Source organism: Streptomyces sp. 15-116A (assembly GCF_025290915.1).
Classification (GTDB): domain Bacteria; phylum Actinomycetota; class Actinomycetes; order Streptomycetales; family Streptomycetaceae; genus Streptomyces.
In genome coordinates this window covers 19,620-32,244 of the sequence record NZ_JAOCQE010000049.1, presented here as the reverse complement: position 1 = coordinate 32,244, position 12,625 = coordinate 19,620, and the positions used below count along the sequence as shown (strand labels likewise).

Below are 12,625 nucleotides of genomic sequence, written 5' to 3'. Positions count from 1 at the left end.
CGGGGGCTGCTGCTCGTCGCGGCGGGCCAGCGCCATGCCCTTGCCGTACGCCTCGTACGCCTGCGGACTGGTGAACCACACCGCCGGATCCTCACCGAACAGCAGCGACCGCTTGGCCAGCACGTACCCGAACTCCTCCGGCGTGAGATACCCCAGCTTCTGCGACGAGGCCCCGTCCTCCCGGAACGCGTCCAGCAGCAGCCAGCCCGCGCCCAGATACGTCGCCGCCGTGTCCGTGAGGATCTCGTTGTCCCGCGTCCCGGGGAACGACAGCCCCAGGCGATGCAGATACACATGCATCACCTCGTGCGCCAGGGCCGCCCCGATGTCACGCCGATGCGTGCGGAAGCGGTCGTTCAGCTCCACGAAGTACTCGGGCCCCGCAGTGAGTTCGATGTTCGCGGCGTGTGTCATCTCCCGGAAGCAGACGACGAGCCGCGCGTCCGGCAGCCGGTAGTGCCGCACCATCTCCCGCGCCACCCGCTGCGCACCCAGATGGAGATCGTCCACGTCGGAGAAGGCCACGTCCGCGGGGGCCACGCTCGTCGCGAACGTCCGGATTGTGTCGTACGACAGGCGCCGGTACAGCGCGGTGACGGCCGCCCGCACCGTCTGAAGGTGTGGAAAGCCGTGCTCGACCGGTCCGCCGTTCGCCACGCCTCACCCCCGGACGCCTGAACCCGTCTTCCACTGTACGGTCAGCCGACCGGCCCGGACGGGCGTCGTCGGCGCGAAACCGATCGGCACGGCACCCCGCCTACTGGCAGAATCCGGGCCGTGACCGGCGAACAGCAAGCCGTCGCCACCGCCGCAGTCCAGGTGGGCGGCGAGGACGACGACCTGGAACAGCGACTCGACGACGAACTCACCGCCTTCAACACGGCAGCGGCCGGCGGGGCCGTGACCGAGCCCCTGACCGTCCGGGTGACCGGGCAGGACGGGGACCTGCTCGGCGGCCTCACCGCCTGGACCTGGGGCAGCCTGTGCTCGGTGGACATGCTGTGGGTGCGCGAGGACCAGCGGCACGCGGGCTGGGGGAGCCGGCTGATGCGCGCGGCCGAGGAGGAGGCCGTACGACGCGGCTGCACCGACATGATCGTCTCCACGTACAGCTTCCAGGCCCCCGCCTTCTACCCCAGACTCGGCTTCCGGGAGCGGGGGCGCATCGGCGGTGTTCCGGGCGGTCACGAGGATGTGTACTTCCACAAGCGCATCGGTCCCACGGCCGGCGCGTGAGCCGCGAAGCCGCGGTGGTGGCCGGGCCGGGACGTGTGCTGGGGAGCGCCTGCCGGATCGGGTCGGCCGGTATTGCGGCGACTCCTGGTCCGGGGCCGGTCGTGCGCCGGGGCGTGCCCGCGCGCAGGCCCGCACCGCAGGCGATGGCCAGGTCCTGAGACGGCACCCGGCCGGCAGGCCTCCGCACCGTAGGCTGGCGGACCATGACCACCAGCAACACCGGTACCGGAGCCGACGCCGTCGACCCGGGCGTGCGTGAGGAGCTCGCGCGGCTGCGCGACAGCATCGACAACATCGACGCGGCCGTCGTCCACATGCTCGCCGAACGCTTCAAGTGCACCCAGCAGGTCGGCCGGCTCAAGGCCCAGCACCGGCTGCCGCCCGCCGACCCGGCCCGCGAGGCCCGCCAGATCACCCGGCTGCGCGCCCTCGCCGAGAACGCCAAACTCGACCCGGCCTTCGCGGAGAAGTTCCTGAACTTCATCATCGCCGAGGTGATCCGCCACCACGAGCGGATCGCCGACGACGCCGTCAACGGCTAGGGGGTGTCCGCAAAGTCCCGTCGTCCGCCCGAAGGGCGGGCTCTGCGGCGTCCGGTGCGTGCTCTGGGGGTCCCCCCGGCCGGAGGCTGGGGGAGTGCCGGGCGGACACCCGCGTACTGGTTGTACTCGGGTGTTCGCCCGGTGCGGCGAGTGGGGGCACCTCCCACGCCCTTAAGGCAGTGGGGGAGCGTGCCGGGCGTCGCGGGGCTGGGGGTACCCCCTCTGGGGGAGGGACTTTGCGGACACCCCTAGGCCCCGAGCGGCGACCGGCCTCCCACACTCGCCCCGGGGGAGTGACAGGGCGCCCCGCGCGCGGCATGCTGCTGTGCACTCCTTGTCAGCCGACGAGCACCCCGCGTCAGCTCCCGGACAGCACCCCGGTCCACCAACCCGGACAGCACACCCGGTCCACACGGGTCCATCACCGGACAGCACATCCCGGTCCCTTACGAGGAGGGACGGTCCGCCATGCCGCCGGATGCCCGCATCCTCATCGCCGCCGACCACACGGACAGCCTCTACGCGCTGGAGAGCGCCCTCGCCCCGCTGGGTCACCTGCTGGGCCGGGCCACCAGCGGCGACGAGGCCCTCAAGCAGATCCTGCGCGGCACCGTCGGCCTGCTCCTCCTCGACGTCCGTGTGCCCGGCGCCGGGGGCCTGGAGGTCGTGCGCTACATGCGGCGCCTGGAACAGACCCAGCACATCCCCGTCGTCCTGCTCACCGGCTTCGGCCGCGACCCGGAACTGAGCGCCGCCGCCTACGCCCTGGGCGTCGCCGACCTCGTCAGCAAACCCGTCGACCCCTGGACCCTGCGCATCAAGATCAGCCACCTGTACGAGGCGTACCAGCACCGGCGCGCCCTGGAACGCGAGATCCGCGAACTGCGCGCCCGGCTGCACACGGCGCACACCGCCGAGCTGGAACGCGACCGGACGTGACACGAGCGGGCGTTCACGACCGGACGCGACACGCGGGCGTTCGCGACCGGACATAGGGCGCGAACCGATCCGCCTCTGTGCCAGGTCAGCCGCATCAGGCAGCATGGCCTGCATGTCCGTACTGACGCGCGACGAAGCGCAGAACCGTGCACAGCTCCTCGACGTCCACCGCTACACCGTCGAACTCGATCTGACCACCGGGGACGAGACCTTCGCCTCCCGCACCCTGATCCGGTTCACCGCGCGTACGGACGCGGACACCTTCGTCGAGGTCAAGCCCCACGAGCTGCGCTCCGTCACCCTCGACGGCGAACCCCTGGACACCGGCACCCTCGACGGCGACCGGCTCCCGCTGAAGAACCTCACCGCGGGCGAGCACGAACTGCGCGTCGACGCCGTCATGCGCTACTCCCGCACCGGCGAAGGCATGCATCGCTTCACCGACCCCACCGACGGTGAGACGTACGTCTACACCCAGCTGTTCATGGACGACGTGCAGCGCGTCTTCGCCGCCTTCGACCAGCCCGACCTCAAGTCCGTCTTCGACCTCACCGTCAAGGCCCCCGAAGGCTGGACCGTCCTCGCCAACGGCATCACCGAGCACACCGGGGACGGCGTCTGGAAGGCCGCCACCACCCCCCGTATCTCCACCTACCTCGTCGCCGTCGCCGCAGGCCCCTGGCACTCCGTGCGCACCGAGCACCGCGGGCTGCCCTTCGGCATCCACTGCCGCCGCTCGCTGGCCCCCTACCTCGACGCGGACGCCGACGAACTCCTCGACGTCACACGCGCGTGCTTCGACCGCTACCACGAGAAGTTCGAGGAGCCCTACCCCTTCGACTCCTACGACCAGGCCTTCGTCCCCGAGTTCAACGCGGGCGCCATGGAGAACCCCGGCCTGGTCACCTTCCGCGACGAGTTCGTCTACCGCTCCGCCGTCACCGACACCGAGCGCCAGACCCGCGCCATGGTCATCGCCCACGAGATGGCCCACATGTGGTTCGGCGACCTCGTCACCCTCAAGTGGTGGGACGACATCTGGCTGAACGAGTCCTTCGCCGAGTACATGGGCTACCAGACCCTCACCGAGGCCACCCGCTTCACCGACACCTGGACCGACTTCGGCGTCGCCCGCAAGGCCTGGGGCTACGACGCCGACCAGCGCCCCTCCACCCACCCCGTCGCCCCCGAGGCCGTCGAGGACACCGCCTCCGCGCTGCTCAACTTCGACGGCATCTCCTACGCCAAGGGCGCGAGCGCGCTGCGCCAGCTGGTGACCTGGCTCGGCGAGAAGGACTTCCTGGCCGGCATCAACACCCACTTCGCCCGCCACAAGTTCGGCAACGCCACCCTCGCCGACTTCATCGACTCCCTCTCCGCCGCCACCGAACGCGACGTCCACGCCTGGGCCGACGCCTGGCTGCGCACCACCGGCGTCGACACGCTCACCGCGTCCGTCGCCGCCGTGCCCGGCACCTGGACCCTCACCCTGGACCGCGACGGCAGCCGCCCGCACCGCGTGACCGTCGGCGTGTACGACCGTGACCTGGGTGACGGGCGCACGCTGACCCTGCGCGAGCGCTACGAGACCGACGTGCCGCACGACGCCGCCCCCGAGCCGCGCCCCGGCACCCGCCCCGCCCTGGTCGTCCCCAACGATCTGGACCTGACCTACGCCAAGATCCGTTTCGACGAGACCTCCCTGGAGACGGCCCTGCGCGGACTGTCGGGCATCCCCGACGCCGTCACCCGCGCCGTCGTCTGGAACAGCCTGCGCGACATGGTCCGCGACGGCGAACTGGCCCCCGCCGACTACCTGGCCACCGCCTGCGCCCACCTGCCCGAGGAGACCGACCTCGCGCTCGTGGCCGGCGTCCTCGCCTTCGCCTCCGCCCACATCGCCGACCGGTACCTGAAGCAGGAGGAGCGGCCCGCCGCGCTGACCGCGCTCACCTCCCTGTGCCGCGACATCATCCGGCGCACCGAGGACGGCGACAACCCCGGTCTGCGGCTCATCGCCGTACGGCACTTCATCGACGCCGCCGCCCACCCGGACACCATCGCCGCCTGGCTCGCCGACGGCACCGTCCCGGGCGGGCCCGAGCTCGACCCCGAGCTGCGCTGGCGCGTCCTCGCCCGGCTCGCCGTGCTCGGCGCGACCGACGAGAGCGCCATCGCCGCCGAACTGGACCGCGACCCCAGCGCCACCGGCCAGGAGGGCGCCGCCCGCTGCCGTGCCGCCCTGCCCGACGCGGACGCCAAGGCCCGCGCCTGGGACGCCATGTTCCACTCCGACGACCTGTCCAACTACCTGTTCACCGCGACCGCCCAGGGCTTCTGGCAGCCCGAACAGGCCGACCTGGTCCGCCCCTACGTGGCCCGCTACTACAAGGACGCCGTGAAACTCGCCGCCCGCCGGGGCCCCGCCATCGCCGAGGCCACCGGCCGCTGGGCCTTCCCGGCGCACGCGGTCGACGCGGAGCACCTCAAGCTCGGCGAGAAGTGCCTCCGCAAGGCCGACCCGACCCCGGCCCTGCGGCGCAAGCTGGTCGACCAACTCGACGACCTGTCCCGCGCGTTGCGGGTCAGGGAGGGGTAACCAGAACGGGGGTTCGTCTCCCACACCGGGACGTACCCCCGTACCGGGTCTGCTCGTTGGGCACATCGGGGCGCGGTATCCCGTCCGCGCCCGGAGGGGCAGCCCATGAGTACGTCACCGAGCCTTGCCTCCGGCCCGCACGGGCAGCGGGACCTGGGCGCGCTGATCGCCGTCGTCCTCGACGCCCTGCGCACCGGCACCCAGGAGCGCGGCGGCCCCCTGCCCTCCGGCGGCCCCGACCCGGTCGCCGCGCGCGTACGCGACGCCCTCGGCGACATCCTGCCCGAGCACGGCGACCCCGGCGCCCTGCGCGGCCTGGTGCACGCCGTCGCCGCCGGATCGGCCGACCCCGCGCACCCCCTGTGCGCCGCCCATCTGCACTGCCCGCCCCTCGCCGTGGCGGCCGCCGCCGATCTCGCCGCCTCGGTGCTCAACGCCTCCCTCGACTCCTGGGACCAGGCCCCGGCCGCCTCCGCGCTGGAGGCCCTCGTCACCCGGGCGCTCGCCCGCGAGACCGGCCACGCCGACGCACTCGTCACCAGCGGTGGCACCGAGTCCAACCTGCTCGCCCTGCTGCTCGCCCGCGAGGCCCACGGCGCCGCCGTACGGATCGTGCACGGCGCGAACGCCCACCACTCGCTGCCCCGCGCCGCCTGGCTGCTCGGCCTGCCACAGCCCGTCGTCGTCCCCACCCCCACCGGCGTTCTGAACCCCGCCGCCCTCGACGAGACCCTCACCGGACTGTCCGGCGACGGCCCCCTGCTGGTCGCCGCCACCGCCGGAACCACCGACACCGGCGCCATCGACCCGCTGCCCGAGATCGCCGCCGTCTGCGCCGCCCACCGCGCCCGGCTGCACATCGACGCCGCCTACGGGGGCGGGCTGCTGTTCAGCGACCGGCACCGGGCCCGGCTCACCGGCCTCGACGCCGCCCACACCGTCACCCTCGACCTGCACAAACTCGGCTGGCAGCCGGTCCCCGCCGGGCTCCTCACCGTCCGCGACCCCCACGACCTCACGGCGCTGCGCCACCACGCCGACTATCTCAACCCCGCCGACGACACCGACGCCGGACTCCCCGACCTCCTCGGCCGGTCCCTGCACACCACCCGCCGCGCCGACGTCCTCAAGATCGCCGTCACCCTCAGGACCCTCGGCCGCACCGGACTCGCCGCCCTCGTCGACCGGGTCTGCGCCCTGGCCCAGGAACTCGCCGACCTCGTCGAGGGCGACCCCCGCCTCGACCTGCACGCCCGGCCCGCCATCAGCACCGTCCTGTTCCGCCCGGTTCAGGCCCCCGACCCCGCCGTCGCCGACCTGCGGCGCCGGCTGCTCACCACCAGCCGCGCCGTCCTCGGCCGCGCCCACGCCGACGGCCGGCTCTGGCTCAAGGCCACCCTCCTCAACCCCGCCACCGGCCCCGGCGACCTGGCCGCCCTCCTCGGCGCCGTCCACCGCACCCACCAGGAAGGAAACCTCCGTTGACCACCACACCCCGCGACCTCGTCGGCATCGGCATCGGCCCCTTCAACCTCTCCCTCGCCGCCCTCGCCCACCCGCTCACCGAACTCGACGCCGCCTTCTACGACCAGCGCCCCCACTTCACCTGGCACCCCGGCCTGCTCCTGGACGACGCCACCATCCAGGTCCCGTTCCTCGCCGACCTGGTCACCCTCGCCGACCCCACCAGCCCCTGGACCTTCCTCAACCACCTCAGGGCCCGCGAACGCCTCTACCCGTTCTACTTCGCCGAGCACTTCCACATCCGGCGCACCGAGTACGACGCCTACTGCCGCTGGGTCGCCGGCCAGCTCCCCGCACTGCACTTCGGCCACCAGGTCGACGCCGTCCGCTGGAACGCCGAACGCGAGCTCTTCGAGGTCGACTTCACCCAGCTCGACGCCGACGGCGAGGCCGAGGCCCTCGGCCGCACCCTCGCGAAGAACATCGTCCTCGGCGTCGGCACCGAGCCCGTCGTCCCCGACCCGCTGCGCCCCCTCGCCGACGCCCCCGGCGTGCCCGTGATCCACTCCGACGACTACCTCACCCACCGCGACACCCTCCTCGCCGCGGAGCACGTCACCGTCGTCGGCACCGGCCAGTCCGGCGCCGAGATCTTCCTCGACCTGCTGCGAAACCGCCCCACCGGCCGCGAACGGCTGCACTGGATCGGCCGCACCGAGGCCTTCGCCCCCATGGAGTACTCCAAGCTGGGCCTGGAGCACTTCACCCCGGACCACACCCGCTACTTCCACAGCCTCCCCGAGGCCGTCCGCGACCGGCTCGTGCCCGCCCAGTGGCAGCTCCACAAGGGCATCGACGCCGCCACCATCGCCGCGATCCACGACGAGCTCTACCGGCGCACCCTCGGCGGCGGCTGGCCCGACACCGTCCTCACCCCCGGCGTCCGCGTCCGCACCGCGGGACGCCTCGGCACCGCCCGGATCGAACTCCACCTGGAACACACCCAGCAGAACACCCGCTCCCGCCTCACCACCGACGCCGTGGTCCTCGCCACCGGCCACCGCCCGCGCCCCCTCGACCGCCTCCTCGCCGGCCTCGACCCCTATCTGCGCCGCGACGACAGCGACCGCCTCCGCGTCGACGAAAGCTTCCGCCTCGATGTGGACCCGGCCGTCACCGGCGCGATCCACGTGCAGAACGCCGAGATCCACACCCACGGCGTCGGCGCCCCCGACCTCGGTCTCGCCGCCTGGCGCAGCGCGACGATCCTCAACTCCCTCACGGGCAAGGACATCTACCCGCTGCCCGCCCGCACCGCCTTCACCACCTTCGGCCTGGAACCGCGGACACGACCGCACACACGACCGCACACACAGCAGGTCCCGCCCGCCCGGGGAGGAGCCGCACCGCTCACCCCCCTGACGGACGGGACCTGAGAGTCCCCGGCGCGGACGGTCAGCGACGGTCAGAACACCGGCGTGCCGTCCCGGGTCAGCCGCCAGTCCACCGAGGCGAAGTCCTTCGGGTCCAGCACACCCTTCGCCGTGACCCACTCCGCGATCCGGGTGCGGATCTCCGTCGACTCCGACCACAGCTCCGGCGCCGACGCCACATGCGGGAACGCGCCGCCGCCGTTCGCCCGGTAGTTGTTCACCGCGAACACGAACCGCTGCGCGTCGTCCAGCGGGGCACCCCCGTAGGACAGGTTCTTGATCCGCGCGCCGGCCGGCTGGGCGATGTCGATGTCGTACGTCAGACCGGACACGTAGTCGTAGTTGTAGTCCGGACGGCCGCCCGCGTTGGTCAGCTTCGCCACGTCCACCGGGGCCCCGGCCGCCGTCTGCACGAAGTACTCGGCCGAGTACTCCAGGTACGCCCGCAGCTGCGCGCCCGTCATCAGCTTGGCGACCAGCGTGTTGTCGTACACGTACAGGCTCGACAGGTCCCGGATCGTCACGTCGCCCGCCGGGATCGCGGACGTCCGCGATCCCGGCGACGCCTGCGACAGCACCGGCAGGGAGGCGTGCTCGGTGCCGGCGAGGGCCGCCTTGACGACGTCCTCCTGCACCTTGGTGATCAGGTCGATGATCGGCGCGTCCTTGTAGCGCGCCTCGACGGTCGTGAGCGTCTCGGTCGCCGTGCCCACCACCTGGTTGACGTACGCGACGACCTTCTCGTGCTCGTCCGTGAGCAGCTTGGTGATCCGCGGGTCGTCCTCGACCGTCTTCGAGTCCCGCAGCGACGCCTTCACCGACTCGACCTGCCACCGGCCCCGTTCGAAGGCCAGCTCGATGTCGAACAGGGTCAGCCGCTCGGCGTAGCACAGCGGCTCCGACAGCACGACGTCCTTGCCGGTCTTCTCGTTGGTCACCCGCAGCTCGGGGATCTCCACATGGGCGTGCCCGACCAGGATCGCGTCGATCCCGGGCACCTGCCGCGCGACGTTCGCCGCCGCGTTCTCGACGTACGGCAGCTGATCCCCGTACGACGAGGTGCCCGAGGACCCCGAGTGCGCCGACACCACCACGACGTCCGCGCCCATCGACCGCAGCTTCGGCACCCACTTCGCCGCCTGCTCCTCCAGGCCCGGGAACGTCAGCTTCCCCTGGACGTACGCCTTGTCCCAGATCGCGATGCCCGGGTTGGTCAGCCCCAGCACCGCCACCTTCACCGGCGGCGCGCCCTTCACCCGGAAGGTCTTCATGAAGTACGGCGGGAAGGCGGGCCTCAGCGTCTTCGCGTCCAGCGCGTTCGCGCCGAGCAGCGGGAAGTCGCACTGCTCCTCGAACGTCCGCAGCGTCTCGATGCCGTAGTTGAACTCGTGGTTGCCGAGCGCCACCGCGTCGTACCCGATGGCGTTCATCGCCTGCGCCATCGGATGCACCGGGCCGCCCTGGGCGGTGATCGGGTCGACCTTGGCGTAGTAGTACGTCAGCGGGGTGCCCTGGATGGTGTCGCCCGCGTCCAGCAGCAGGGTGTTGCGCCGGCCCTTCTCCGCGCGGACCTGGTTCACCAGCGTCGAGATCCGGGCCAGACCCTGGGCGTTGCCGTCCTTGTCGGAGTACTCCGCGTCCTTGAAGTAGTCCCAGTTGAAGACGTGCCCGTGCAGGTCGGTCGTCCCCATCACGGTCAGCGCGTACCGCTTCGGCCGCTTCTTGCTCCGCCCCGCCCCGGCGGCCGTCGCCGTGGGAGCCGTCACCCCGGCCGCCAGCGCCACCCCCGCTCCCGTCACGGCGGACCTCTCCAGGAACTTCCGGCGGTTCAACGGCATGTCAGTTTCCCCTCGTACAGCGACTCGGAACGTCCCACGCAGCAACGCGCGTAGACTCGCCCGCTGATTCTGACCTGAACACGCCCAGCGGCAACAGTCCCCTCACGTTGCGATCCGGTGACCGGCACACTGTCCGTATGACGGCCACCCCCTACGGCACCCCCGAGACCCCCCACCTCACCGTCCGCGGCGAGGCCCACCTCGACGTGGCCCCCGAGATCGCCCGCATCGGCGTCACCCTCACCGCCCGGGGCCGCGACCGGCGCGGCACCCTCGACGACCTCACCCGCCGCAACGCCTCGGTCCTCGACCTGATCAAGAGCTACGGCGACGCCGTCGAACACCTCGAGACCGGCGCCCTCACCGTCACCCCCGAACTCACCAAGCACGGCCGCGGCGAACGCGTCCGCACCTACCACGGCACCGTCCACCTCACCGCCGAACTGGGCGACTTCACCGCCCTCGGCGAACTGGTCACCCGCCTCGCCGACCTGGAACTCACCCGCGTCGACGGCCCCTGGTGGGCGCTGCGCCCCGACTCCCCGGCCTACGGCGAGGCCCGCCGGCTGGCGGTGCGCGAAGCGGTCCAGCGCGCCCGCGCCTACGCCGAGGCCCTCGGCACCTCACTCGCCGCCCTCATCGAACTCGCCGACACCGGCACGGAACTGCCCCACCCTCCGGCCTACGCCGCCCGCAGCATGGACTTCGCCGCGTCCGCCGAGGACACCGCACCCCCGGCGCTCGACCTCGAACCCCGGCGGCAGCATCTCCACGCCGAGATCAACGCCCGGTTCACGATGGTGCCGCCGAGCCTGTGAGAAGGGGGACGCGGACCAAGCCCAGCACCGGGCAGCACACCTAGAACCGTCTTTCGAATTCATTTCTTGTCAACGGCCTTTCATCGCCCGTCCGTTGGGCCGCCACGCGCAACTCCCTGACTACCCATCGGTAAGCCCTAGGCTCGACCCATGCGCCGAGCGAAAATCGTCTGCACACTGGGGCCCGCCACCGACTCCTACGACCAGATCAAAGCGCTGGTCGACGCGGGGATGGACGTCGCCCGTTTCAACCTCAGCCACGGCACGCACGCCGAACACGAGGCGCGTTACCAGCGCGTCCGGAAGGCGGCCGACGAGACCGGCCGCAGCGTCGGCGTCCTCGCGGACCTTCAGGGCCCGAAAATCCGGCTCGGCCGCTTCGCCGAAGGTCCCGTACTCCTTGAACGCGGCGACACCTTCACCATCACCGTCGAGGAGGGCGTCGAGGGCGACCGCCAGCGCTGCGGCACCACGTACGCCGGACTCGCCGAGGACGTCACTCCCGGTGAGCGCATCCTCGTCGACGACGGCAAGGTCACCCTCCAGGTCACCGCCGTCGAAGGCCCCCGCGTGCACACCACCGTCCTCGAAGGCGGCGTGGTCTCCGACCACAAGGGCCTCAACCTGCCCGGCGTCGCGCTCTCCGTCCCCGCCCTGTCCAAGAAGGACGAGGACGATCTGCGCTGGGCGCTGACCACCGGCTTCGATCTGATCGCCCTGTCCTTCGTCCGCTCCGGACGCGACATCAGGGACGTCCACCGCATCATGGACGAGGAGGGCCGCCGCCTCCCCGTCATCGCCAAGATCGAGAAGCCCCAGGCGGTCGAGAACATCGACGAGATCGTGGCCGCCTTCGACGCCCTGATGGTGGCCCGCGGCGACCTCGGCGTCGAAATGCCCCTGGAGCAGGTCCCGATCGTCCAGAAGCGCGCCATCAAACTCGCCAAGCGCAACGCCAAGCCGGTGATCGTCGCGACCCAGATGCTCGACTCGATGATCGACAGCGCCCGTCCCACCCGCGCGGAGGCATCCGACGTCGCCAACGCGGTGATCGACGGCACGGACGCGGTGATGCTCTCCGGCGAGACCAGCGTCGGCAAGTACGCCGTCGAGACGGTCCGCACCATGTCCCGCATCGTGGCGGCGGCCGAGGAGGACATCCTCGCCAAGGGCCTGCCGCCGCTGACCGAACGCAACAAGCCCCGCACGCAGGGCGGGGCGGTGGCCCGCGCGGCGGCGGAGATCGGCGACTTCCTGGGCGCGAAATTCCTGGTCGCCTTCACCCAGTCCGGAGACACGGCCCGCCGCCTCTCCCGCTACCGTTCCCCGATCCCCCTCCTCGCCTTCACCCCGGAACCGGCCACCCGCTCACAGCTCAGCCTGTCGTGGGGGGTGGAGACCTTCCTGGGACCGCACGTGGACTCCACGGACGCGATGGTCGACCAGGTGGACGAGCTGCTGACGACGTACGGCCGCTGCGAGCGGGGCGACGTGGTGATCATCACGGCGGGCTCACCGCCGGGCGTCCCGGGCTCGACCAATCTGGTCCGCGTTCACCGGATCGGCGAGGACGACAGTCTCAAGTGACGACCTTGGAACCGGAGGAAAAGTACCCCGGGTCGGATTCGAACCGACGCTGTATGGTGTTTGAGACCATTGCCTCTACCGCTGGGCTACCGGGGCTCCCTTGGAAATGAAGGTCGACGGTCACCCGCCGTGCCCCCACCTTACCGCAGCTAGGTACGCTCTTGTCAGC

Annotated in this window: 10 protein-coding genes and 1 tRNA gene; 8 read left to right on the top strand and 3 right to left on the bottom strand. The window is 71.7% G+C overall.

What is annotated here, in order from left to right; translation table 11 throughout:
- The coding region (locus tag N4P33_RS11800; RefSeq protein ID WP_260826318.1) for a hypothetical protein at positions 1 to 657 on the bottom strand (657 nt) is incomplete at its 3' end.
- Positions 658 to 777: 120 nt separating this feature from the next.
- Here N4P33_RS11800 and N4P33_RS11795 point away from each other — a divergent pair.
- The 6 genes from N4P33_RS11795 to N4P33_RS11770 all read left to right on the top strand — a co-directional run bounded on the left by N4P33_RS11795 (position 778) and on the right by N4P33_RS11770 (position 8,216).
- A complete protein-coding gene (locus N4P33_RS11795) occupies positions 778 to 1,236 on the top strand; it encodes an N-acetyltransferase (protein WP_260826317.1) in 459 nt (152 codons plus the stop codon).
- A 203-nt stretch (positions 1,237 to 1,439) separates the two neighbouring features.
- The gene (locus tag N4P33_RS11790; RefSeq protein WP_260826316.1) at positions 1,440 to 1,778 is read left to right on the top strand and encodes a chorismate mutase; all 339 of its coding nucleotides are present in this window, start codon (positions 1,440 to 1,442) and stop codon (positions 1,776 to 1,778) included.
- A gap of 468 nt (positions 1,779 to 2,246) precedes the next feature.
- Positions 2,247 to 2,717, top strand: a complete 471-nt coding sequence (locus N4P33_RS11785; protein WP_260826315.1) for a two-component system response regulator — start codon at positions 2,247 to 2,249, stop codon at positions 2,715 to 2,717.
- Positions 2,718 to 2,820: 103 nt separating this feature from the next.
- Positions 2,821 to 5,316, top strand: a complete 2,496-nt coding sequence (pepN, locus tag N4P33_RS11780) for an aminopeptidase N (RefSeq protein ID WP_260826314.1) — start codon at positions 2,821 to 2,823, stop codon at positions 5,314 to 5,316.
- A 105-nt stretch (positions 5,317 to 5,421) separates the two neighbouring features.
- A complete protein-coding gene (locus tag N4P33_RS11775; protein ID WP_260826313.1) occupies positions 5,422 to 6,801 on the top strand; it encodes an aminotransferase class V-fold PLP-dependent enzyme in 1,380 nt (459 codons plus the stop codon).
- A complete protein-coding gene (locus tag N4P33_RS11770; RefSeq protein WP_260826312.1) occupies positions 6,798 to 8,216 on the top strand; it encodes a lysine N(6)-hydroxylase/L-ornithine N(5)-oxygenase family protein in 1,419 nt (472 codons plus the stop codon). Before N4P33_RS11775 ends, N4P33_RS11770 begins: the two co-directional genes overlap by 4 nt.
- 29 nt (positions 8,217 to 8,245) lie before the next feature.
- Here the strand turns inward: N4P33_RS11770 and N4P33_RS11765 are convergent, their stop codons facing one another.
- Positions 8,246 to 10,051 (bottom strand): bifunctional UDP-sugar hydrolase/5'-nucleotidase, encoded by a 1,806-nt coding sequence (locus N4P33_RS11765; protein WP_260826311.1) that lies wholly within the window; start codon positions 10,049 to 10,051, stop codon positions 8,246 to 8,248.
- Between the two features lie 137 nt (positions 10,052 to 10,188).
- On the opposite strand from N4P33_RS11765, the gene N4P33_RS11760 reads away from it, so the two are divergent.
- Both N4P33_RS11760 and pyk read left to right on the top strand, forming a co-directional pair.
- A complete protein-coding gene (locus tag N4P33_RS11760; protein ID WP_260826310.1) occupies positions 10,189 to 10,869 on the top strand; it encodes an SIMPL domain-containing protein in 681 nt (226 codons plus the stop codon).
- A 150-nt stretch (positions 10,870 to 11,019) separates the two neighbouring features.
- The gene (gene pyk, locus N4P33_RS11755) at positions 11,020 to 12,456 is read left to right on the top strand and encodes a pyruvate kinase (RefSeq protein WP_260826309.1); all 1,437 of its coding nucleotides are present in this window, start codon (positions 11,020 to 11,022) and stop codon (positions 12,454 to 12,456) included.
- A 23-nt stretch (positions 12,457 to 12,479) separates the two neighbouring features.
- On the opposite strand, the gene N4P33_RS11750 is transcribed toward pyk, so the two are convergent.
- Positions 12,480 to 12,552: transfer RNA gene (locus N4P33_RS11750), tRNA-Leu, on the bottom strand.
- Between the last annotated feature and the right edge of the window lie 73 nt (positions 12,553 to 12,625).

What these genes read in the sequence shown, in the direction of transcription:
- pyk (WP_260826309.1), top strand. Translation starts at nt 11,020, where the DNA reads ATGCGCCGAGCGAAAATCGTCTGCACACTGGGGCCCGCCACCGACTCC.
- N4P33_RS11775 (WP_260826313.1), top strand. Translation starts at nt 5,422, where the DNA reads ATGAGTACGTCACCGAGCCTTGCCTCCGGCCCGCACGGGCAGCGGGAC.
- N4P33_RS11765 (WP_260826311.1), bottom strand. Translation starts at nt 10,051, where the DNA reads ATGCCGTTGAACCGCCGGAAGTTCCTGGAGAGGTCCGCCGTGACGGGA.
- N4P33_RS11760 (WP_260826310.1), top strand. Translation starts at nt 10,189, where the DNA reads ATGACGGCCACCCCCTACGGCACCCCCGAGACCCCCCACCTCACCGTC.
- N4P33_RS11790 (WP_260826316.1), top strand. Translation starts at nt 1,440, where the DNA reads ATGACCACCAGCAACACCGGTACCGGAGCCGACGCCGTCGACCCGGGC.
- N4P33_RS11785 (WP_260826315.1), top strand. Translation starts at nt 2,247, where the DNA reads ATGCCGCCGGATGCCCGCATCCTCATCGCCGCCGACCACACGGACAGC.
- pepN (WP_260826314.1), top strand. Translation starts at nt 2,821, where the DNA reads ATGGCCTGCATGTCCGTACTGACGCGCGACGAAGCGCAGAACCGTGCA.